The following is a 23186-nucleotide window of genomic DNA, read 5'->3' as shown; positions in this document are numbered from 1 at the left end:
TATATCATTAAATTTACCCCAAACAATTAGATACAATTAACTAAGTCTATATTTAAGTTTATAATCACTTATAAATATATACAAAAGCGTATGGAAAGGAATAAAATATGCATCCAAGTCTCATAAAAGCGAAAATATTTGCCACAATAGCTTTACTGATTTTAACATTTTCATTTACACTGCCAATGATAGCTTTTCATGGAACCTTGAATAAGATAGAAGAAGGAAAGGCAAATGAAGTCTCATCGGTCAGTAAAAGTGTATGGAATCTATACAACAAAGGAAGATATAAAAGCGTTGCAACACCCAAAGACGCCCGTAACAATTTAGAGAAGATGATAGAAGAAGGGGCTGAAATCGGTCCGGCATCTCTGCCTATCTGGGCGGTTTCTCTCGAAGCTCCAAATTATCCGAAAGAGGCGTTTCCGGAGGGAATACCTGTCTTTTTTCATTTTGACGGATACAGCGGAGAAGTACATGAAATGAACACAATCAACCACTATGTGGGTATGGACCCTATGTGGGCAGGCGGTCATATAGAACGTGCAATCGGAATTTATGCTCTTTTATTTCTTTCTTTGGGAATTATTTTGTTTATAGCCTATGATAAAAAAATCTTTAACTATATTATGCTGATTCCTGCCGCATTGCCGCTTATATTTATAGCGGACTACTCCTACTGGCTGTACCATTTTGGTCACAGTCTGCATGACTGGGGCGCTTTTAAAATCAAACCTTTTATGCCGACTGTTTTTGGTGACGGAAAAATAGCGCAGTTTACGACACACTCCTACCCAACCATCGGCTTTTACATGCTGTTGCTTATCAGTTTTTTCAGTATTTTAGCTTTCTTTGCAAAACAGAAAGCTTTTAAAGAGATGGAAGAGAAATAAAATGCTTCTAAGAATATTTGTATTGCTTTTGTATTGTAACGGATTAAATGCAAATATTCTGCAAGAGGCTATAGACAAAGCTCCTGCAGGCTCAATTCTGAAACTTCCAAAAGGTATATACAAAGGATCTGTTGTCATTAACAAACCGCTCTCTATTATAGGGCAGGAAGAGGGAGTAATTATAGACGGAGAAAACAACGGGACGGTTATAACAAGCAAAAGCTCCTATGTGACATTGAGAAATTTAACAATCGTCAACAGTGGAGACAGACATGAAAATGTTGATGCAGCCATTGCAATGAGTGAGTCCAAACAGTGCGAGATAAGCAACTGTACAATCAAAAACTGTCTGTTTGGCATCGATCTGCAAATGGTCAACAACTCTATCATCCAAAACAACACCATCAGTTCAAAACCTTTTGCTTTGGGACTCAGAGGAGATGGCTTAAAGCTGTGGTATTCCAATGACAATATTGTCCGGGGCAACAGACTGATCAAATCACGGGATATGGTTGTCTGGTATTCTCACGGAAATCTGATTGAGGAGAACTTTGGAAAAGACGGCAGATACTCTTTGCATTTTATGTATGCGGGGAAAAATATTATAAAAAACAATTACTACGAACTCAATTCTGTGGGTATATTTTTTATGTATTCGCAAGACTCCATAGCCGTGGGCAATGTGATTAAAAGCTCTCAGGGTGCCACAGGAATGGGCATAGGCTTAAAAGATGCCTCCAATTTTACGATAAAAGACAATACTGTCATCTACTGTGCGCAGGGACTTTATATAGACAGATCCCCTTTTGAGCCTGGAACACACAATACAATAGTGGACAATAAGATTTTGTACAATGCAGAAGCAATGCATTTTCACTCGCTCAGTGAGAATAATATTATTAAAAACAATATCATACAGGGAAATATAGAGGATATCGTCAATGACAGCAGAGGCAGCAAGACAAACGAAAATGAGATATCGGGAAATTACTGGGACAAATATGAAGGTTTTGATAAAAATCACGACGGCATAGGCGATACACCGCACAAAGTGTATCAGTATGCTGACCAACTATGGGTTTATAACTCTAATGTGAAGTTTTTTTATGCTTCACCGGTTATCTCACTTCTTAATTTTTTGGCAAAACTAGCACCTTTTACGAAACCGCTTTTTTTGATGGAAGACAAAAAACCTAGAGTGGTAAAACCATTATGACTCAAGTTAACAAAAAAGGAACACTATGGCAAAGCAAGTAAAAACAGACAGAAGAGAATTTATAAAATACTCTACATTGGGTGTTTTGGGACTGGTTCTTGGAGGCGGTATTGTTTTTAGCCCGTATTTACAGGCAAAAGAAAATCGGCTTCGTCCGCCGGGGGCGGTTCCTGAAAAAGAGTTTTTAGGTTTATGTATTAAATGCGGGCAGTGTCTGCAGGTATGCCCGTACCACTCTATAGAACTGGCAGATATTACTAAGGGAGCAGGCGAGGGGACGCCTTACATAGATGCAAATATCCGAGGATGCTATGCCTGTGATGCCGTTCCCTGTGTGCTGGCCTGTCCAAGTGGTGCTTTGGACCACAGTTGCTCAAAACCCGAAGATATTCAGATGGGAGTTGCCGTACTGGAATTTCCGGATACCTGTCTGGCAATGACAAATACTCCGGTACCAAAAGGCTACAATGACAAGATGAAAGCCTTTACCGCCTCTGTCAACAATGTGACAAGTCAGGAGTTGCAGCTTCTTGAAAAATTTGACGGGTACGAGGGGAAAGAGTGTACTCTGTGTGCCGATATGTGCCCGGTTCCCAATCCTTTAAGTGCCATCGCCATGGTTCCGGATGCGCAGGGAGGGAAGCGTCCCGAAATATATGACGGGTGTATAGGATGCGGAGCCTGTCAGGAGGTCTGCCCGACGCAAAAACCGTCGATAATCGTCAAACCAAGAGTAACATACGAGCAGTATTATGAAAAAACAACATAGGAAATCCCATGAAAACAGATAAAAGAAAAAAGAGTATGAAGGGTTTTGTTCTTACTTCGTCGTTGGTCTTGCTGACACTTTTAAGCGCATGCAGTGACTCAAAAGAGGACAGAACACAAAAAGAGCAATCTGTGTCTGCTAAAAATCAAAAGAGCAGTCCAAAGATTGAAATAGTTGAAAATAAAAATGCGCATGCGGTGAAAGTTGCCAGGCAGGAGAATGGAAAAACACAGAATAACTCGTTTTATTATGATTACGGAGAGAAAGAGAGTGTGCAGGAAGTCAATACAAAAAAACGCACAGATATTGATGCCAATTTACATGTACGCAGCCCCTATGAACAGATTCAGGTCACGATGCTGGTAAAAAAACTAAGCAAAAACTTTATTGTCAGGTGTGCACCTTGTCACAATGATTATGCAAACGGGGTTATCGGACCGTCGCTCCTGGAGAGAAAAGCGGACTATATATATAATAGAATTCAGGATTTTAAAACCGGGAAGAAGTCCAATCCTTTGATGAATGACCTTATTCAGATGATGAGTGACGAACAGATTAGAGCTATGGCAGATGAAATATATGCCTTTAACAAAGAGATTAACAAGATGAGGGGCAGAGAATGAAAAATATAACAGTAGGCATTTTAACCTTGGTGATTTTTGGGCTGATGGCATGGACGGCTATGAACGGAGGGGCATACAACGGAGGCGAACACGGAAAAATTATTGCAGATATCGGCAGCAGAACAGCTGCTGTACAAGAGAGCCAACCGCAGGAAAAGAGTGACAGAGAAAAAGAGAACGAAGCATTAAGCGCACTGCGGGAAAAGGCCGGCAATGTTGCAGGTTTTAAAGTAAGTGATGCATACAAAAGCAAATGTGCTTCCTGTCACGGTGTAGACGGCAGCGGTATGCAGTATGGAAAAAAACTGATGGGACCGAAGCTCTTTGGACAAAGTGCAGAGACAATTTATAAAAAACTTGAAGACTTTAAATCGGGAAGAAAAGAAAACCTGGTGATGAAAGGGCTTTTAATTCATATGACACAAGAGGATTTACGCAGGTTTGCCAATGAAATAGGTGAGTTTCCGGCAAGAGCACAAGCAGTGAAACAGGAATAAAAATGGATAAGTATCATAATAGAGAGACGATAAAAAGAACAACTTTCTGGTCAACATTCTACAACACGACAAAAGAGGGAAAAAAGGTTCTGAGCTACAGAGCCAAAAGATGGATTCTTGTTATAGTAATTCATCTGATGTTCTTTTTATCTTTTGCTGTGGATATTCAAATGCTCGAAGGAACATTAAACGGTTCACGTTTTTTAGGCTTTCATCTGATTGATCCTTTTACAACTTTAGAGATGTTGATGGCAGAACACCATTTGCATATAAACATCATTATCGGTGTCAGTACAATTGTACTTTTTTATATTTTGGTTGGGGGCAGGAGCTATTGTGCCTGGGTCTGTCCGTATGGAATATTGAGTGAAATAGGTGAAAAGTGGCATGATACGCTGGTGCACAAAAAAATTATAAAAGAGAGAAGGTTTGACCATCGAATCCGTTATGCTTTTTGGGTAATTTTTCTTATACTCTCATTTACAAGCGGCTATCTTGTTTTTGAAACCTTTAATGTTGTGGGAATACTCTCCCGTGCAATTGCGTACGGCTGGAGTCTGGCACTCGTCTGGGTTTTGGTGGTGCTTGCTTTTGAGGTCTTTTTTTCACGCCGGGCCTGGTGTACATATATCTGTCCGATAGGCACAACCTACGGCATGATAGGAAAAGTCTCCGCATTGCGTGTTGAATGGAATGACAACTGTGATCACTGTATGGTCTGCCATGATGTCTGTTTTGAAAATCAGGTTTTGGAAATTACAAAAGCAAAATATGACAAACAAAGAGAAGAAGAGGGCATCACAAGAGAGTACATTACGGGTGCGGACTGTACTTTATGCGGAAGATGCATAGATGTTTGCCATGAAGATGCGCTCAATTTCGATTTTCGATTAAAAAGTTTGGTGTAAATTATGATTCAGATATCCCATGTAACAAAAAAATTCGGACAGAACATTTCTCTTGACAATGTCAGCTGTGAATTTAGAAAAAACGAGTCCATAGCACTTATGGGCGCAAACGGTGCAGGAAAAACAACACTCATTCGTTCGATTTTGGGGTACTACCATCCTGATACCGGAGAGGTGCTGATTAACGGGTTGAATCCTGTAAAAAAGAGAGTCGATGTTTTATCTCATATCAGTTTTGTGCCGCAGCTTCCGCCGCCTATCAAGCTCAGTATTGAGGAACTGATTCAGTATGTCTGTGTGAGTGCCGAGGTGGACAAAGAGTTGGTGAAACATTATGCGAATGAAATGAAACTCGACATAAATGCCAATTTGAACAAATCATTTTTCAAGCTCAGCGGAGGAATGAAACAGAAGCTTCTTATCGCAATCTCTTTGGCAAAAAAGAGTGACATTATCATTTATGATGAACCGACGGCAAACCTTGATCCAAAAGCCAGAGATGATTTTTACAGACTGCTCAGGCAAAACGAGCAGGAGAAGGTTTTGCTCTTTGTAACGCACAGGCTTGAAGAGGTACAGGAGTTGGTCAACAGGCAGATCTATATGGATATGGGAAAAATTGTATCAGATGAGAGATTTTAAATGAAAAATTTATATTTAATTGCATACCTGGACTTAAAAGAGTCAATCCGGGCGAAATGGTTTTTAGTCTATTCGCTTGTGTTTGGCGGGCTGATTGCTCTGTTTTTTATTGCAGGTGTTACCGAATCGCAGGTGATGGGTTTTAGCGGGCTGAGCCGTCTGCTGTTAATGTATATTCAGATAACAATTGTTATTTTGCCTATATTTATTTTGATTACGACGGTTCGTTCAATTTCGGGGGACAGAGACAGTCATATTTTGGAGTATATGCTCTCTTTTCCTATCTCTTTGAAACAGTATTACTGGGGGAAGATTATCGGGCGGTTTATTACCGTCTATCTGCCTGTTGTTTTTGCGATGGTGATTGCCGTTGTCTACGGTGCTTTTAAGGGAACCGAAATTCCCTGGGGTATTTTCTTTTTGTATACCGGACTTTTGTTTGCGATGAGTGCCACATTTCTGGGTATTGCCTTTTTTATCTCCTCTTTTGTAAAGTCGTCCGAAGTGGCTTTGGGCATTGCCTTTTTTATCTGGATATTTTTACTGGCATTTATAGACATTGCTCTTATTTCACTGATGATGCAGGAACGTTTTAGTGAAGGTTTGATTATCACCATAGCGCTGTTAAACCCTATGGAGATTTTCCGGGTGGCAGCCATATCACTGTTTGATCCACAGTTGACAGTGATGGGTCCGGTTGCCTATTATATACTTGACTCTGTAAGTCAGACAACTTTTGTGCTGCTTGCGATTGGGTATCCTCTTGTTTTGGGGATTGGGTTTGCGTATCTCGGATATAAAATATTTGAGAAAAAAGATTTGGTCTAGGAGCTGTTATGAAAAAAATTATGAGTATGGTCCTGTTTGCAACGCTGTTGTTCTCGTATGAGATGAATTATGACAAAAATACGACAGGGTTGATAAGACAGATGAAAGTCTACAAATATCCGACATGGGTCGCGAAGATAGAACTGGCAAACGGAAAGAAAATATTTTTTGTTTCTCCCAAATCCATGTTTGAATTTTATTTCAGACCTGCCGCATGGCCGGAATACAATATCAGACACGAGAGTGATTTCAAAAACATTTATGTGACTGATTTTGCAACGGCAGAACCTATCAAAGCCAAGGGGGCTTTTTATGTGTACGGAAGCGATACGATCTCTCCTTCGGGTGATGATCTCATACCTTTTGACTCGTACAAAAGAGCGGAAGAGTTTGCAAAAAGGCACAAAGGAAAACGCATTTTAGGTTTTAGAGAGATTAACAGAGGACTTATTAACTGGCTCAACGACAGCCTGTAGGAGAGAAAAATGAAAAAACCCATACCAAAAGACGAAGAGATTGTACTGGATCCAAAAAGATATATTGTCAGTGAGACAGATGAAAAAGGCAGGATTACTTTTGCCAATGACTATTTTCAGGAAGTTTCAGGATATACACAAGAAGAACTCATAGGACAGCCTCACAGTATTGTCCGCCATCCTGATATGCCAAAAGTGGTCTTTAAACTTTTATGGGAGACTATTCAGCAGGGAAAAAACATTAATGCCGTTGTGAAAAATTTGGCAAAAGACGGGCGGTATTATTGGATATTTACCGAGTTTGAAATCAGAAAAGACACAGACACGGGGAAAATTATAGGCTACCATGCCTCACGAAAAAAAATTTCAAGGCATGTGATAGAGATTTTGGCAGATCTGTATGCCAAACTTTTGGAAATTGAAAAAAAAGAGGGAATTGCCGCAAGTGAAAAGTACCTTGTTGCATTTTTAAAAGAAAAAGGCGAGAGTATAGAGTTTGCAAACATTATGGAAGAGATTCATAAATTTTATTAGTATATTTTTCCTGGCTTTTGTCTCTTCTTTGTTTGCAAATCCTTTGCAGGATGCTCTGAACAAAGCCAAACCAGATGCTGTCATCAAGCTGCATAACGGCATATATTATGGCAATCTTGTCATTGACAAACCTGTTACACTTGTTGGAATCGGGGAAAATGTCGAAATTAGGGGCGATGGAAATGCTTCGGTCATCACTATACACAGTTCCCGAGTCTGTCTAAAAAATCTTCTTATCAGCAACAGCGGAAAAAATATGCAAAAAATTGATGCTGCTGTTGCCCTGAAACAGGTAAAACATTGCGAGATCAGCAATTGCAGAGTGCAAAATGTTTTATATGGAATTGACATGGACAGAGTAGAGCAGAGTTTCATTCTGCATAATGATATTACAGTGGCAAAAAATGACATTGCCCTTCGCGGAAATGGACTGAAACTCTATTATTCCCATTATAATACCATCAGAGGCAATAGCATCCACCATACCAGAGATGTAACCCTGAACTACTCACACCACAATCTTTTGCAGGACAATACCTTTACACACAACAGATTTGCAACATATTTGGAATTAAGCAATGCAAATGTATTGCAACACAACCGTTACATGTACAACTCCGTAGGCATGATGTTTATGGGGGCAAAAGATACAAAAATTCTTGCAAACAAAATTTACAGTTCCACTGGAGCCGCAGGCATCGGTGTCATGATAGGAGATGTTTCTGATTTTATATTTACAGGCAACAGTGTGCGTTACAATGCCAAAGGTATCTATATTCAAGGGGCTGAAAAAGCACGGGGAATGAAACGCTTCTTTAAAAACAATGAAATAGCCTATAATGCCGAAGCACTGCATTTTCATGCTTCCATCAGAGACAACACAATTGTGCATAATAAATTTTTTGGAAATATTGATGATGTTCTCAAAGATATCGGAGGCGATTTTGATGCTTCCAATGTGGTGGAGTATAATTACTGGGACAGATATGACGGTTTTGATGCAAACGGTGACGGAATCGGTGATACTCCCTACCGTGTTTATCAGCATGCTGATCTGCTGTGGCAGGAGAACCATAAAGTCAAGTTCTTTTACGCGGCTCCGGTGATGAGTCTGCTTGATTTTTTGCTTAAACTGGCCCCTTTTATAGAGCCGGATTTAATTATGGAGGACAAAAAACCTATCTTCCGATCTTTTTGACACGTCTGAGCACTTCATTGAAATCTATAATCTCCTGATCTTTGGCTATAGCATTTTTGGAAGCATGAGCAGAAAATCCGTATGCCATCGGGGTGATGTTTTCAGTGTCATAGTAGGCGGTTCTTGCATTGATCCATTTTCCTGTTTTTGCATCTGTTACCCAGATAACAGCTTTGTCTTTCCAGGGAATCTGCTCATCATGAAACCAAAGAACCATACATCCTATGTCATCAAAGGGGTAATATTTTCCGTTTGAGGGGTTGATGACCTGGACCGTGTTTTTCCGGTCGCTGACAACCATTGCACAGCGTGCACACATGTCTCGGTCAAAATGTACTTCGTGGGCTTTCAAAGAAGACTTTTTTTCGCATCCGGTTATACTCAGCAGGCTCAATAGAAGCGTGACTGACAGAAAGAATAATCGCATAGGCAAATCCCTTTTTTGATTATTCTAACTTATTCTTATTCTTTAGAAGATGATATATATCAAGTACTATTTAATTATCTGTGCTTTGAGTGTCTCTTCTTCGAGTTTTTCCGTTGCATATTTTATGACGACGACATGTTCTGTTTCATTAATGAACCACTCCGCAATATGTTCGCTTTCCAGGGCATTGAGTTTATCAAAGTCCACTTCATTCTGGGGAATAATCAAATGAGAATATCTTGTAGGATTTTTCATCTTCAAGAGTGTCCATATAAGCCATAAAAGACCAATGGCACCGATGGTAAGTCCCAAAGTCTCTCTGGAACTGGCATCAAGATAGAGTCCTGCAAAGGTACCGCCCAAAAAGGTTGCAAAATATGCCGCAGAGTTTGCAATCCCTAGAGCGGCACCCTTCTGGTGTACTTTTGCAAACTTGCTGATCATAGACTGCACAAGCGGTTCCATCATGTTAAAGGCCACAAAAAAGAAGATAACGGCAGTGACAAAAACAGCACTCGATGAGGTTGTTCCCATCATCACAAAGGAAGCGATAAACAGCACGATAGAGAGTAAAAAGATCTGTTTTGGAATATTTCTTTTTTCTCCAAATACAGCAGCCGGTCCCATCGCAACAAGTCCTGCAATCATGGCAGGTACATAGACCATCCACAGATCACTCTTTTCCCAGCCAAAACCGTATTCCGGCTTGGTCAAGAAGACGGGAATGATGACAAACGCGGCAGTCATCAGACCTTTTTGCATTGCATTGATGATAATCATACTTAAGAGATTCGGATCTTTTAAAATGTCTGCTGTTTTGGTTTTTCCGTGGTAGATGTGTTTTATCTTTGGCGGTGTCGGTACCTTTGTAAACAGAATAACAATAGCAACAAGTGATAAAATTGCCGTAATAACAAAGATAACACTGATGCCGAATTCTGCGGCAATAACCGGACCGAGTGCCATAGCAGCGGCAAAACTCATAGCGATAAAACCGCCCATGATTGCCATTGCATGACCACGCTGCTTCTCTTCAACCAGGTCGGCAATCATAGCAGTGACAACAGAACCGATAGCGCCTGCACCTTGTAAAAAGCGTCCAATCATCAAGGTATATATATCTGTTGAGTAGGCACAGATGAGTGAACCGACCAAAAAGATGAGCAGACCGAAGAGTATCGTCGGTTTTCTTCCGATTTTGTCACTCATGCTTCCAAAAGGAACCTGAAAAACAGCCTGTGTCAGGGCATAGCCACCGACAACAACACCGACAAGAAAAGGCGTGGCCCCTTCCAGGTCAAGAGCATAAACGGAAAGAACCGGTAAAACGAGAAAAAGTCCTAAAAATCTGAGAAAAAGAATACTGGAGAGCGGTAAAACTTTTTTGAACATAAAAATCCTTTTGTTTTAGTGTATAATTTTGTAATTATAGAGCAACTATTATTTATAATTGATTTGCAAAAGATAAATAATATAATTTAAAAGATAATTTAAGGAAAGAAATTGAAAAAACTGGTTTTAGCAACATCAAACAAGGGAAAAGTCAGAGAGATCAAAGAACTTTGCAGTGAATATGAAGTAGTGCCCTATACAGATTTAATCGATGCTTTTGAAATCATAGAAGATGCCGATACATTTCAGGAGAATGCACTGATTAAAGCGCGTGCGGTTTACAAGGCCCTGGGTGATGAAAATGCAATTGTACTGGCTGATGACAGTGGCATAAGTGTGGATGTACTCGGAGGGGCACCGGGAATTTTCAGTGCCAGATACGGAGGAGAAGGGGCAGATGACAAAGAGAATCTGCAAAAGCTTATGCAGGATATCAAAGTAAAAGGTGTGACGAGCTCTCCTGCACACTATACGGCAGCCATTGCCATTGTGACAAAAGGGATTGAAAAAACAGTACACGGATGGATGCACGGAGAGGCTTTGACTGAGGCAAAAGGGGAAGGCGGTTTTGGATATGACCCGATGTTTGTACCGCTCGGCTATGAAAAAACACTGGGAGAGTTGGATGAAAAAGTCAAAAAAGAGCTTTCTCACCGTTCCCAGGCTTTAAAACTGGCGGGTAAAATTTTAAAAAGTCTATAAGAACTTACGGCTTGCCAGATAGAAGGTTTTTTCTAATTTGCTGAGTAATACATGTAAGTGATCGCTGTATCTGCTGATTCTTTGCATGATATCTCCTTGTAGATTTAAAATGTCTAACAGGAGAGACTCAGCAAAAAGTGTGCCATTAGTTAAATAGCGTTAAAAGTATCACACCAAAAAGAATTCTGTATACACCAAAGGCAACAAAGGTGAATTTTTCCAAAAATTTCAAAAAGAGCTTGATTGTCAGATAGGCAACAACAAAAGCAACAAAAAAACCGACAGCCAATGCCTCGATGTTTGCAGAGGAAAATTCATGGTAATGTTTAAGCAGGTCGTATCCGCTGACAGCACCCATTACAGGAAAAGCAAGCAAAAAACTAAACTCCGCACTGGCTTTTCTGTCCAAACCGACTAAAAGTGCTCCGATAATGGTAGCTCCCGCACGTGAAGTTCCGGGGATGAGTGCAAAAATCTGCGCAATACCGATCCACAAAGACTGTCTGAGTGTAACATCTTCGACATCTTCTGTAAGTTTTTTTTCTTTGGGAATATAAAACTTTTCGACAATTAAAAATATAATTCCGCCTATGATAAACATAATCGCAACAATATTGATACTGAAAAGTGCTTTGATCTGGTGTGAAAAAATGAAACCGACAATACCGATAGGCAAAAAGGCAAGCAAAACTTTTGTCCATAAAGAAATATGTTTGAATGTAAATTTTTCTCTGTAGTTGAGGACAACAGCCAAAATGGCTGCAAACTGGATGATGACTTCATACGCTTTGGTAACATTTGTCTGGTCTATGCCCAAAAATTGACTCGCTACAATCAGATGACCGGTTGAAGATATGGGAAGAAATTCGGTAAAACCTTCAATTATACCTAGTAAAACAGAGTCGGACAATGTCATGAAAGAACCTTCTTTTTTAAAATTTAAACTTATTTCGATATAATACGAGGTTTTATTTTTAAACAACCTAAAACTCACAGGAAATTACATATGTTACTTTTTACACCCGGTCCTACACCAGTACCGCAAAATGTTAGAAATGCCATGGCTGATGAGACAATGCACCATCGCACCCCTGAATTTGAAGCTATTTTTGAAAAAACACGCGAACATCTTTTTGAACTTTTTGCTACTGATGAAGTTGTTATGATTGCATCAAGCGGAACAGGCGCTATGGAAGCAACAGTAGTCAACCTGTGTAAAAACACACTTTTAAGTGTCAATTCAGGAAAATTCGGCGAGCGTTTTGGAAAAATTGCCAAAGCACACGGACTCAAAAATATTGAGATAAAAAATGAGTGGGACACACCTGTCAGTGTTGAAGATGTTGTTGCCGCTGTAAAATCCAACAGCGACATTGATGCTGTGGCTGTGCAGATTTCTGAAAGTGCGGGCGGACTGAGACATCCCGTGGAAGAGATAGCAGAGGCGCTCAAGGCAATCAACCCGGATATTATGGTTATAGCAGACGGGATTACCGCTGTCGGTGTTGAACGTATAGATGTGACAAATATTGATGCGTTGATAGCAGGCAGTCAAAAAGCACTTATGCTGCCTCCGGGACTTGCAATTATAGGCCTTTCAAATGCTGCAATAGAAAAAATCGGTGAGGGCAGAGGCTACTATTTTAATCTTGCGTCCGAAATCAAAAAGCAGCGTCAGAACACAACAGCCTATACTGCTGCCACGACACTTGTTATCGGGCTTTTGGAAGTTCTGGAGACAATAAAAAAAGAGGGCGGTTTCGGTGTGCTCTATTGCAACACCGCAAGACGTGCCAAAGCGACAAGAGCCGCACTTGAAGCGATAGGCCTGCACTCTTATCCGAAAGTACCTGCAAAAAGTATGACAACCATTGATGACAAAGATGCGGCAAAAATCCGCTCCGCTTTGAAAGAGGAGTATGGGGTAAATGTAGCCGGCGGGCAGGACCATTTAAAAGGTAAAATTTTCAGAATTAATCAGATGGGGCTTATTGCTCCTTACGAATCTGTCTGGGTTGTCAATGCGATAGAGTTGATTTTACACCGTTTGGGCCGTTTGGAGTATGCGGGCATTGCTTCAAAAGTCTATAATGAAGTCTACTTTAAAACCGCATTAGAAAAAAAAGAGATATAAATGATACTTGAACATGAAATACCGAACGGTTCAAAGCTCTATTTTGGCAAATCCGCCAAGATAAAACGCCAGATAGAAAAAACTGCAAGTGATATTCTTGATGCCAACGGCTACGAAGAGATAGTAACTCCTGTTTTTTCCTACCATCAGCATCAAAGTATTGCAGATCAAAGAGAACTGATTCGCATAAATGATGAAAAAAACAATGCGCTTTCTTTGCGTGCGGACTCGACAATAGATGTTGTACGCATTATAAAAAAAAGACTCGGAAGCAATACGAAACAGAAAAAGTGGTTCTATATTCAGCCTGTGTTTACCTACCCGACAAACGAGCAGTATCAGGTCGGTGTGGAATTTATGGGGGAGAAAAAACTCTCTTGTGTGGCAACGCTGGCAATAGAAATTTTTGAACGCTTACATGTAAAGCCTCTGATGCAGATTTCAAATATTAAAATACCCGAGTTGCTGGTTGCAATGTTTGATGAACTGACTATAGATGATTTCAGACATATCAACATTGACAAGTTTTTGAATCTCAAAGTCGAATGGCTGAGTGAGCTTGTTTATCTGCAGTATGTGGAGCAGATAGACGATGTGCTTCACAAGGTACCTGAAGCAATTAAAAAAGAACTCTTGAAGATGAAAGAACTGTGCGCGGAAATTGCCTGTGAAAATGCTGTTTTGGCACCAATGTATTATGCAAAAATGCTCTATTATGATGAGCTGTTTTTCAGATGTATAGTAGGCAATGAAGTCTATGCACGGGGCGGAAGATATAAAGATTCAGATTTAACATCTGTAGGGTTTGCAATTTATACAGATACTTTGTGTGAAGCCTTAGAGCAATAGAAAAAAAGAGGAAAAGAGAAAATATGTATACAAATAAAGCAGATGTGATTGTAGGAATCCAATGGGGCGATGAAGGAAAAGGGAAGATTGTAGATAAACTTGCAATGGAATATGATATGGTTTGTCGCTCCCAGGGCGGGCATAATGCCGGGCATACTATCTGGGTTGACGGTGTAAAATATGCACTGCACCTGATTCCTTCTGGTGTTTTGAATCCAAAAGCAGTGAATGTTGTAGGAAACGGCGTCGTATTGTCTCCGTCATCAATCATCAAAGAGATGGAGCAGTTTGAAGGGCTTGAGGGTCGTTTGTATATTTCAGATAAGGCACATTTGAATCTTTCGTATCATGCAATGATTGATCAGGCAAAAGAGAAGCTTAAAGGTGATAAAGCTATCGGAACAACAGGAAAAGGAATAGGTCCTGCATACTCTGATAAAATTAACCGCATCGGACATCGTGTGGGGGAATTGTTAAATCCTCAAAAACTGTGTCAGACTATTTTGGATTATTTTGAGCAGAACAAGCCTATTTTTGATGTTATGGATCTGCATGCACCGAAAAAAGAGGAACTTTTGACTGAACTTGAAGGATACAAAGAAAAACTGGCGCCTTTTATTACAGATACCACACAGATGGTATGGCGCGCGCTGGACAGTGAGGGCAAACGCGTTTTACTTGAGGGTGCACAGGGAACTATGCTCGATATTGACCATGGAACCTATCCGTATGTGACCTCTTCTTCAACGGTGAGTGCAGGAGCCTGTACCGGTCTTGGACTCAATGCCAAAGATATCGGAAAAGTGACAGGTATTGTCAAAGCCTACTGTACCCGTGTAGGCAACGGACCTTTTCCGAGTGAAGACAAGGGAGAAGACGGCAAACGTCTTGGTGAGCAGGGACATGAATTTGGTACAACAACAGGACGCGCACGCCGCTGTGGCTGGTTTGATGCAGTTGCAACGCGTTATGCAAGCCGTTTGAACGGCTGTGATGAACTTGCTCTGATGAAGCTTGATGTGCTGGATGGTTTTGATGAGGTAAAAGTCTGCGTTGCCTATGAATATAAAGGCAAGACTATAGATTATGTACCGATTGATCTGGAAAATGTAACACCGATTTACAAAACGTTTAAAGGCTGGGACAAGTCAGTGGGTGCGCGAACATTTGAGGAGCTGCCTGCTTCCGCACAGGATTATGTGAAGCTTATTGAAGAGATAAGTAAAACAAAAGTCGGTATAATTTCTACATCACCGGAAAGAGAAGACACAATTATTTTATAAGGATGTATCTTTGAAAACACGTTTCACCTCTTTGGTCCATGTAAAGAAAAACATTATGCAAAAGAGTGAACGTGTTTTGCAAGAGGCAAACACAAACCTGCAAAAAGCAAAAAAAGCGCTGGAAGATTCTCTGGCGTTTTTGCAGGAAATCTCTCTCCCCTCACATGGAAAAATAGCAGAATTTATGGCAGGAAGGGCACTTTTGGATGCACAAAGAGCCGTGATACAGCATAATCAGACATGGCTGCAATATGCAAAAAACGAAGTAGAACAGGCAAAAGAGGTGTTGAAAAAAAATATGATAGAGTATGAAAAGTATAAATATTTAGAGTATGAAGAGATACAAAAAGCATTGAAAAAAATAAAAATAAAAGAGGCAAAAGATTTGGATGAAATTGCTCTGATGACCTATACAAACAAAAGCAAGGAAGCCTCTTGAAATATCTTTTACTTACCGCATTTCTCTGTTCTTCGCTTTTTTCGATACAAAACAGTGACAAACTTTTTGAATGTACCCAGATATTCAATGAAAGAAAAAATGAACTTTTGGTTGAACTTGAACGTATAGATGAGCAAAAACAGGCATTAAATGCCTTGAAAACGGCTACTGAAGAGTTATTGAAACAAAAAGAGGCAAAACTTTCTTTGAAAGAAGAAGAAGTAAATGCCAAACTGGAGCAGATCAGCGAAAAAGAGAAGAAAATAAAAGCAATGCTTGAGAAAGATGTGCAAATACTCAAAGAGCTGAAATCGATAAAGATGAATAAAATATCGCAAACATTTGCAAAGATGAAAGCAGGGGCTGCGGCAAATGTACTCTCGGACATGGACGAAAAAGAAGCAGCGGCCATTTTGCAGTCTCTCAAACCGAAAGTAGTAGGAAAAATATTAACCAAAATGGATCCAAAAAAAGCATCAAAGTTAACGCAACTATTAGCTAAATAATTGTAAAATACTTAAATTTAATTTATAAGCAGGCTGAATCTATGAAAATATCTCTAAAAACTATTCCCCATATAGCAAATAAAATTGCTGTTGATTTAAACAAAAGTGGTGCTGTTACAATGACAAAAGGGCTTGAAAGTGTCGCACTAGAGGCACAAAAAGTTTTAGAAGAGAATGTCAAACAGGAGATGGCTCTTGAGAAAAAAGTAGATGAGATTTGTGTGGACAATGAAGAAGAGATTGAGTTTATGCTTGCAGATGAGAGACAGCTTTTCTTTATGATTAAGAAAAAACTGGCTCCAGAGTACGGAGTGATTTTGGATTATGAAGAGCGGTATTCGGATATATCGCACAAAATTCTTGATGAACTCTACGAAGAAGATTTGATTCATTTTGAAGTAACGGAAAACCGTATCAAAAATATTATTTACAATGCCATTACATCATTTATAGCGGATGCATCGGAAATTGAAGATGCGGTAATGGATAAGATACGTTCATATAAGAGAAAATTTATTCCGGGTACTGACGAATTTGACATCTTGCATGAAAAACTTTACAGGGAAGAATTAATGAAAAGAGGAATGGAGTAAACGCATGGAGAGTTCATTGAAAAAAGCTTGGATATATTTACAAAACGGCACTTTTTTGGAAGCAAACAGTTTTGGTGCAGACAAAACAGAAGTCGGTGAAATCGTTTTTAACACCTCAATGAGCGGGTATCAGGAAATTATGAGTGATCCTTCATACGCCGGACAGTTTGTAACATTTACTATGCCAGAAATCGGGAATGTCGGTGTAAATGACCAGGATATGGAGAGTGCAAAGGCACATGCAAAAGGAATGATAGTTAGAAAATATCAGGGACGTTATTCAAATTTCCGGGCACAAAACTCACTGCATGATTTTTTGGTTGAGAATGACGTGATGGGCATTTGTGATATTGACACACGTTATCTGACAAAAATGTTGCGATCGGAAGGTTCGATGATGATGGTTGCATCAACACAGGTAAGTGATAAAGAAGAGTTGAAAAAAATACTTGAAAATTCTCCTCGTATAGAAGATATAAACTATATTGAACAGGTCAGTACAAAAGAACCGTATAAACATAACGCAAGTACTTTTTCCTACAGAGCATTCAAGTATGACGAAGCTCCAAAAGCAGAGGCAAAGATTGTAGCCGTTGATTTTGGTGTCAAACGTAATATTTTAAATGAACTTGTCAGTGCCGGTATAGAGGTTGAAGTAATTCCAAATGATTTTATCGCAGAGGATCTGATAGAAAAATATCAGACAAAACTGATTGACGGTGTATTTTTATCAAACGGTCCGGGTGATCCGCTGGTGCTTAAACGTGAGCAAGAAGAGATTAAAAAGCTTATAGATGCAAAAGTGCCGATGTTTGGTATTTGTCTGGGACACCAACTGCTTTCAATTGCTCACGGATATGATACGTTTAAATTGAAATTTGGACATCACGGCGGCAACCATCCTGTGAAGAACGAAAAAACCGGACTTGTGGAAATTACAGCCCAAAACCATAACTATAATGTTCCAGACACTATTGTAGAAATTGCAGAGGTGACACATACAAACCTTTTTGACGGAACGATTGAAGGTTTGTCTTATAATGACGCGCCTGTATTTTCTGTGCAACACCATCCGGAAGCTTCTCCCGGTCCCAAAGAGAGCAGATATATATTTAGCGAGTTTTTATCTTTAATAAAAAGATAAAACTCTCTCTTTTTACGTAATTTTCTTATACTAAACACATAATTCCCAATTAATTGCTTCCTTTTAGAATGATATTAAAAAAAGTGTCATTTTTATGTCACTTTTAAGATAGATTAAACAAATCTATTGTTAATATATGAACGTTGATTAGTCTTTTAGATGTATTTATGCATGTAAGGGACTTAATTGCTTTGAATCTTAAGGAGGCTATATATGGAGAATCGTCCATTAGAGTACGACTATACGGTTGCAAAGATGTTTATGTTAACAACAATTATTTTAGGAATTGTTGGCATGACCATCGGTGTATTTATTGCATTTGAACTTGCATTCCCTGGATTGAATACAATCTTCGGTGCTGGTTTGGCTGAATATACAAACTTTAGTCGTCTTCGTCCATTGCATACTGATGCAGTTGCATTTGGTTTTACGTTAAGTGGTATTTTTGCTACTTGGTATTATGTTGGTCAGAGGGTACTGAAAGTATCTATGGCAGAATCTAAATTTTTGATGTTTATCGGTAAACTTCAATTTTGGTTATATATAATCGGTGTGGCAGCAGTTGTTGTTTCACTTTTTATGGGAATTACTACTTCTAAAGAGTATGCTGAATTTGAATGGCCTATTGATATTGCCATTGTTGTAGTATGGGTACTCTGGGGTGTGAGTATATTCGGTCTTATCGGTATTCGTCGTGAGAAATCATTATATATTTCTATCTGGTATTACATTGCTACTTTCTTGGGTGTGGCTATGCTTTACCTGTTTAACAATATGGAAATACCTACAATGCTTGCTACATCTGCAGCAGGTGAGACAAATATCGGTGCATGGTACCATTCTATTTCAATGTATGCAGGTACAAATGATGCACTTGTACAGTGGTGGTACGGACACAATGCGGTTGCATTCGTATTTACAGTGCCTATTATTGCAATGATTTACTACTTTTTACCAAAAGAGTCCGGTCAGGCTATTTATTCATATAAACTCTCTTTACTCGCATTCTGGGGTTTGATGTTTGTATATCTTTGGGCAGGCGGTCACCACCTTCTTTACTCAACTGTTCCTGACTGGATGCAGACTATGGGTTCTGTTTTCTCGGTAATTCTGATTTTACCGTCATGGGGTTCAGCGATCAATATGCTTTTGACAATGAAGGGTGAATGGCAACAGGTTGCGGCATCTCCATTGATCAAGTTTATGGTTCTTGCTTCAACATTCTATATGTTCTCAACATTGGAAGGTCCTATCCAGGCGATTAAATCGGTGAATGCTATCGCGCACTTTACTGACTGGATTGTCGGTCACGTACATGACGGTACACTTGGTTGGGTCGGCTTTATGATTATTGCAGCGCTTTATCATATGGCTCCTCGTGTATTTAAACGTGAGTTATACTCAAAAAGCCTTATGGCTGCACAATTCTGGATTCAAACATTAGGTATCGTTTTATACTTTACTTCTATGTGGATTGCAGGTATTACACAGGGTATGATGTGGCGTGCACATGATGAATTCGGTAACCTGGCGTATTCATTTATGGATACAGTTGATGTATTACACCCTTACTATGCACTGCGTGGTACAGGTGGATTATTATATCTAATCGGTTTCTTTATGTTTGCTTATAACATTTATAAAACTATGTCGTCTCGTCCTGTGGAAGAGTCTGAATTACAAAATGCTTCGCCTATGGGCGCTTAAGAAAGGGAGGATTATATTATGTTTCATTGGTTAGAAAAACACCCGTTCTTTTTTGCGGTAGGTGTATTTGTTGTAATCGCGTTTGCGGGTTTGATTGAAATCGTTCCGAACTTTGCACAGGCTTCTCGCCCGGTAATTGGTACAAAACCATATACTCTTTTAGAGCAAGCAGGTCGTGATGTGTATATTAAAAACAGCTGTAATGCTTGTCACTCACAACTTATTCGTCCGTTTAAAGCGGAGACTGACCGTTACGGTCACTACTCTTTAAGTGGAGAGTACGCATATGACAGACCGTTCCTTTGGGGTTCAAAAAGAACAGGTCCGGATTTACACAGAGTAGGAAACTACAGAACTACCGAGTGGCATGAAAACCACATGAAAGATCCGAAATCTGTTATGCCGTCAAGTATTATGCCGGGGTATCCGTGGTTGTACAAAAACAGTGCAGATATAGATACAGCATATGCGACACAGTTAACAAATGCACAGTTCTTTGGTGTACCATACAACAAACCTGTTCCTATGAAAGACGGATCAACTACAGTTGTAAAAATGGCTGGCTCAGTTGCTGATGCACATAAAATGGCATTAGAAGAAGCAAAAGAGATTACGGCAAAAATGAAAGATCAAGACGTTAAAGATGCAGTAGCACGTGGTGAAATACCTGAAATAGTGGCACTGATTGCATACTTAAACAGTCTGAAATAGCAAAGGTGTATATAGTGGACTTTAATGAATTTGCAGCGTATGCGTATTTCTTTTTGGTAGTGTTTTTAGTAGTGGCAACATACTCTTATGTCTACCATCTTTATACAAAAAGAAAAGATTCCAGCGGAGTTGATTATGAACACTATAGTAATATGGCACTGAAGGATGATATAGGCGATACTCCGGTAAAACCTGTATCAAAGACAGAAGAAAAATAGGAGAGATATATGAATAAGCTTTATCTTTGGGGAATTATCATAACAATTGCAATGTTGGGTGCAACATATGCAACGGTTGGATACCAAAAAGGCGGTCTCAATGATGATATCGTCAATATGCTTGCTATTGCAGGAGCTGTTGCACTTGTAATAATTACAGTATTTGTTGTAATCAAGTATGTGCGTCAAATGCAGGTTGATCAGGCAAGCGGTGAATTGGCAGATGAATCATGGGACAACATAGGTGAATATAAAAACCCGGTACCTTTTGGTTGGGCAATTATGTTTTTAGGTACGATGATTTGGGGTATGTGGTATTTTACAATCGGGTATCCGGTGAATGCCTTTTCTCAAATCGGTCAGTACAATGAAGAAGTAAAAGAAAAAGATGCCGAGTTTGCCAAGAAATATGCAAATATCAAGGGCGAACAACTTGTAAATATGGGTGAATCCGTCTATTTGGTTGAGTGTGTTGCCTGTCACGGTCTCAATGCGGATGGTAACAATGAAGTTGATGCAGCAGATTTAAACAAAAGAATATCTGCTAAAAGTGTGAAGTATGTAATTAATCACGGTTCTAATAACAAACTGTTAGGAACAGAGATGCCAATGCCGGATCGTAACGGTCTTTTCAATGCGGCAACCGGTGCATTGATTACAGACAAAGAGATTGATGAAGTGGCTGACTATGTTGCCGGCGGATTAAAAGATACAAACAGCGCAGGGGCAAAAGTGTTCGCGAATGTCTGTGCTGCATGTCATGGTCCTGACGGAAAAGGTATGGCATATGTTGCTCCGGATATCGCTACTTGGAACCAACAGCTTATTATCAATGTATTAGACTATGGTAAAAAAGGTGCAATCGGAAAAATGCCTGCAATGGACAGATTGAACCCTAAACAAAAAGAAGCAATTGCAGCATATGTAATGAGCTTGAGTGAAGGAGAATAGCATGAATGAAAATAGAAGTGTTTTTGCTCTTGACGGTGTTACAGGAATGCTGATTGCAACTGTTTTATTGCTCAGCATATTGGTTTTTTTAACTGTGAATGCCTTAAGCGTACAACATGCAAATGCTGAAAACTTTTATAAAATAAAAGATGAAAAATCAATTAAGATGTTTAGTACTGAAAATGCTAAGCATGTTGTTGATGTGAAGTAAGGAGTTTAGAATGGAAAAAATTATTTCTTGGGGCCTTGTAATTATGGCCGCATATACTCTTTGGGCTGTTGTAACTCCAAATCATCTCTACGTTGGTTAGGCAGTTAATTGAAAGTTTTAACAAGAGGGCTTTATGCCCTCACCCTCATAATCTTATTTCAAACACATTTATTTGCAGAGTATTTATATAAAGATGAAGTGATACACAATCCTAAATTCACGGAAGAGGTGGAAACTTTAGGCAGTGCGCTTTATAAAAAAACAGGAATATCCTTACGCCTTATAATGCTGAAAGAATTGCCAAAAAACATGACCATGTATGAATATGAAAAACAAATACTGGAGCAGTTTAAAACACCTACCGTATTGTTGACATTTTCAGAGATGAATTCACAGGTAGATATAGAAGCAAATGATAAATCTTTATATAAATATTTTGATAAAAAACAGGTGCTGAGTCCGGTTACCTCCTATGTACAGGCTTTTATGATGGCGGCATTTTATGCAAAAAGCTGGGATGATTTTGTCAGTATAATGAGCAACACGGGAGGCACTATTTTGCCTCTTTTAGGCGGAAAAGCAAAAAAAGGCATGATTGCAGACAAATATTCTGCTGCAATGTTTAACGGTTATCTGGATATAGCACAGCAGATAGCAAAAGCCAAGGGTGTTACGTTGGGACATGGGTTTGACAGTGATGCAAACCAAACGTCTTTGTTTTATGTAAGAGTATTATTCTATGGTTTTATTTTATATGGTATAGTTATGCTTTTTAAAAGAAGAATTTATAAAATGAGGCATAAAAATGAGCATTATAAAAAGTGGTAGACTGTGGCCCTATGCAATCGGGCTGGCAATTACAGGCGTTTTTGGCTTATGCGTATGGACAATTGTAGAAACAAGCAAGGCTGACATACAGCCAAGTGATGACTATATGACAAAATACCAGGATGCAGATGCAAATGCAAACAAACTGATTAAACAGAGAATAGCTTTTGACAAAGCATATAAGCTGAAATTTGTTTCAGACAGGATTTCAGAAAATGGTTCGGATGTGAAGTATGCCCTCACAACAAAAGAGGGCAAAGCCGTCAAGGGTGCAAAAATGATTTTGGAAATCAGTCGTCCTGAAGTTGAGACCTACACAAAAACGATCAAGGATCCTCTCTTTGAAGAGGGTCTTTATGTATTTCATGATGTGAAATTTCCAAAAACAGGTGTTTGGAACCTGCTGTTAAAAGTTGATGTCGGTGACAAGAGTAGATTTTATGCTATCAAAACAGATACCCGCATCATAAACGACAGAAGCATCCAGGAAGCTTCACAGTACTAAAT

At 39.4% G+C, this 23186-nt stretch carries 29 protein-coding genes; 26 read left to right on the top strand and 3 right to left on the bottom strand.

Going from position 1 to position 23186, the window contains the following annotated elements:
• Positions 1-107: 107 nt before the first annotated feature.
• From LCX93_RS11330 to nosD, 11 genes are read left to right on the top strand one after another with little or no spacing between them, the layout of a single operon-like run.
• A complete protein-coding gene (locus LCX93_RS11330; RefSeq protein ID WP_151899397.1) occupies positions 108-893 on the top strand; it encodes a cytochrome C in 786 nt (261 codons plus the stop codon).
• A 1-nt stretch (position 894) separates the two neighbouring features.
• Positions 895-2109 (top strand): nitrous oxide reductase family maturation protein NosD, encoded by a 1215-nt coding sequence (locus LCX93_RS11325; protein WP_226066376.1) that lies wholly within the window; start codon positions 895-897, stop codon positions 2107-2109.
• A 25-nt stretch (positions 2110-2134) separates the two neighbouring features.
• Positions 2135-2878 carry a 4Fe-4S dicluster domain-containing protein gene (locus tag LCX93_RS11320; protein WP_226066375.1) on the top strand — a complete coding sequence of 248 codons (744 nt, stop codon included), beginning with the start codon at positions 2135-2137 and terminating at the stop codon, positions 2876-2878.
• A gap of 8 nt (positions 2879-2886) precedes the next feature.
• Complete coding sequence (locus LCX93_RS11315) at positions 2887-3501, top strand: c-type cytochrome (RefSeq protein WP_226066374.1); 615 nt, start codon at positions 2887-2889, stop codon at positions 3499-3501.
• Positions 3498-3998, top strand: a complete 501-nt coding sequence (locus tag LCX93_RS11310; protein ID WP_226066373.1) for a c-type cytochrome — start codon at positions 3498-3500, stop codon at positions 3996-3998. Before LCX93_RS11315 ends, LCX93_RS11310 begins: the two co-directional genes overlap by 4 nt.
• A 2-nt stretch (positions 3999-4000) precedes the next feature.
• Positions 4001-4906: a NapH/MauN family ferredoxin-type protein gene (locus LCX93_RS11305; RefSeq protein ID WP_151899401.1), complete on the top strand. Its 906-nt coding sequence runs from the start codon at positions 4001-4003 to the stop codon at positions 4904-4906.
• A gap of 3 nt (positions 4907-4909) precedes the next feature.
• Entirely contained in the window at positions 4910-5548 is a 639-nt protein-coding gene (locus LCX93_RS11300) for an ABC transporter ATP-binding protein (RefSeq protein ID WP_226066372.1), read from the top strand.
• Positions 5549-6376, top strand: a complete 828-nt coding sequence (locus LCX93_RS11295; RefSeq protein ID WP_226066371.1) for an ABC transporter permease — start codon at positions 5549-5551, stop codon at positions 6374-6376.
• Between the two features lie 8 nt (positions 6377-6384).
• Positions 6385-6852 (top strand): nitrous oxide reductase accessory protein NosL, encoded by a 468-nt coding sequence (locus LCX93_RS11290; protein WP_226066370.1) that lies wholly within the window; start codon positions 6385-6387, stop codon positions 6850-6852.
• 9 nt (positions 6853-6861) lie between these two features.
• Positions 6862-7386, top strand: coding sequence for a PAS domain-containing protein (locus LCX93_RS11285; RefSeq protein ID WP_226066369.1), 525 nt, complete (start codon positions 6862-6864; stop codon positions 7384-7386).
• The gene (gene nosD / locus LCX93_RS11280) at positions 7349-8584 is read left to right on the top strand and encodes a nitrous oxide reductase family maturation protein NosD (protein WP_226066368.1); all 1236 of its coding nucleotides are present in this window, start codon (positions 7349-7351) and stop codon (positions 8582-8584) included. The genes LCX93_RS11285 and nosD overlap by 38 nt, the downstream gene beginning before the upstream one ends.
• Here the strand turns inward: nosD and LCX93_RS11275 are convergent.
• A complete protein-coding gene (locus LCX93_RS11275; protein ID WP_226066367.1) occupies positions 8565-9011 on the bottom strand; it encodes a nitrous oxide reductase accessory protein NosL in 447 nt (148 codons plus the stop codon). The genes nosD and LCX93_RS11275 overlap by 20 nt on opposite strands.
• A 66-nt stretch (positions 9012-9077) precedes the next feature.
• Positions 9078-10403 (bottom strand): MFS transporter, encoded by a 1326-nt coding sequence (locus LCX93_RS11270; protein WP_226066366.1) that lies wholly within the window; start codon positions 10401-10403, stop codon positions 9078-9080.
• Positions 10404-10514: 111 nt separating this feature from the next.
• On the opposite strand from LCX93_RS11270, the gene rdgB reads away from it, so the two are divergent.
• Positions 10515-11105: an RdgB/HAM1 family non-canonical purine NTP pyrophosphatase gene (gene rdgB / locus LCX93_RS11265; protein ID WP_226066365.1), complete on the top strand. Its 591-nt coding sequence runs from the start codon at positions 10515-10517 to the stop codon at positions 11103-11105.
• Positions 11106-11250: 145 nt separating this feature from the next.
• Here the strand turns inward: rdgB and LCX93_RS11260 are convergent, their stop codons facing one another.
• A complete protein-coding gene (locus tag LCX93_RS11260) occupies positions 11251-12021 on the bottom strand; it encodes an undecaprenyl-diphosphate phosphatase (protein ID WP_193150617.1) in 771 nt (256 codons plus the stop codon).
• Between the two features lie 90 nt (positions 12022-12111).
• Here LCX93_RS11260 and LCX93_RS11255 point away from each other — a divergent pair, with 90 nt between their 5' ends.
• The 14 genes from LCX93_RS11255 to LCX93_RS11190 all read left to right on the top strand — a co-directional run bounded on the left by LCX93_RS11255 (position 12112) and on the right by LCX93_RS11190 (position 23184).
• Entirely contained in the window at positions 12112-13239 is a 1128-nt protein-coding gene (locus tag LCX93_RS11255) for a pyridoxal-phosphate-dependent aminotransferase family protein (protein ID WP_193150616.1), read from the top strand.
• Complete coding sequence (locus tag LCX93_RS11250; RefSeq protein WP_151899412.1) at positions 13240-14088, top strand: ATP phosphoribosyltransferase regulatory subunit; 849 nt, start codon at positions 13240-13242, stop codon at positions 14086-14088.
• Between the two features lie 23 nt (positions 14089-14111).
• Positions 14112-15371, top strand: a complete 1260-nt coding sequence (locus LCX93_RS11245) for an adenylosuccinate synthase (RefSeq protein WP_226066364.1) — start codon at positions 14112-14114, stop codon at positions 15369-15371.
• A gap of 10 nt (positions 15372-15381) precedes the next feature.
• The gene (locus tag LCX93_RS11240; RefSeq protein ID WP_226066363.1) at positions 15382-15810 is read left to right on the top strand and encodes a flagellar export protein FliJ; all 429 of its coding nucleotides are present in this window, start codon (positions 15382-15384) and stop codon (positions 15808-15810) included.
• Positions 15807-16316 (top strand): MotE family protein, encoded by a 510-nt coding sequence (locus LCX93_RS11235; protein ID WP_226066362.1) that lies wholly within the window; start codon positions 15807-15809, stop codon positions 16314-16316. The genes LCX93_RS11240 and LCX93_RS11235 overlap by 4 nt, the downstream gene beginning before the upstream one ends.
• 41 nt (positions 16317-16357) lie before the next feature.
• Positions 16358-16909, top strand: a complete 552-nt coding sequence (locus tag LCX93_RS11230; protein WP_193150613.1) for a DUF507 family protein — start codon at positions 16358-16360, stop codon at positions 16907-16909.
• Positions 16910-16925: 16 nt separating this feature from the next.
• A complete protein-coding gene (gene carA, locus LCX93_RS11225) occupies positions 16926-18053 on the top strand; it encodes a glutamine-hydrolyzing carbamoyl-phosphate synthase small subunit (RefSeq protein ID WP_226066361.1) in 1128 nt (375 codons plus the stop codon).
• Between the two features lie 213 nt (positions 18054-18266).
• Positions 18267-19760 carry a cytochrome-c oxidase, cbb3-type subunit I gene (ccoN, locus tag LCX93_RS11220; RefSeq protein WP_226066360.1) on the top strand — a complete coding sequence of 498 codons (1494 nt, stop codon included), beginning with the start codon at positions 18267-18269 and terminating at the stop codon, positions 19758-19760.
• A gap of 18 nt (positions 19761-19778) precedes the next feature.
• Positions 19779-20471 carry a cytochrome-c oxidase, cbb3-type subunit II gene (ccoO, locus tag LCX93_RS11215; protein ID WP_226066359.1) on the top strand — a complete coding sequence of 231 codons (693 nt, stop codon included), beginning with the start codon at positions 19779-19781 and terminating at the stop codon, positions 20469-20471.
• Between the two features lie 14 nt (positions 20472-20485).
• On the top strand, positions 20486-20689 hold the full coding sequence (locus tag LCX93_RS11210; protein WP_226066358.1) for a cytochrome c oxidase, cbb3-type, CcoQ subunit: 204 nt from the start codon (positions 20486-20488) through the stop codon (positions 20687-20689).
• Positions 20690-20698: 9 nt separating this feature from the next.
• Positions 20699-21640: a c-type cytochrome gene (locus tag LCX93_RS11205; RefSeq protein WP_226066357.1), complete on the top strand. Its 942-nt coding sequence runs from the start codon at positions 20699-20701 to the stop codon at positions 21638-21640.
• Between the two features lies 1 nt (position 21641).
• Complete coding sequence (locus LCX93_RS11200) at positions 21642-21851, top strand: DUF4006 family protein (RefSeq protein WP_226066356.1); 210 nt, start codon at positions 21642-21644, stop codon at positions 21849-21851.
• Between the two features lie 108 nt (positions 21852-21959).
• Positions 21960-22679 (top strand): 3-dehydroquinate dehydratase, encoded by a 720-nt coding sequence (locus tag LCX93_RS11195; protein ID WP_226066355.1) that lies wholly within the window; start codon positions 21960-21962, stop codon positions 22677-22679.
• Positions 22657-23184, top strand: coding sequence for a FixH family protein (locus LCX93_RS11190; protein ID WP_226066354.1), 528 nt, complete (start codon positions 22657-22659; stop codon positions 23182-23184). Before LCX93_RS11195 ends, LCX93_RS11190 begins: the two co-directional genes overlap by 23 nt.
• Positions 23185-23186 lie beyond the last annotated feature (2 nt).

The sequence above is a fragment of the Sulfurimonas sp. SWIR-19 genome (assembly GCF_020410885.1).
Taxonomy (GTDB): Bacteria; Campylobacterota; Campylobacteria; order Campylobacterales; family Sulfurimonadaceae; genus Sulfurimonas; species Sulfurimonas sediminis.
This window is presented reverse-complemented; position numbering and strand designations above follow the sequence as displayed.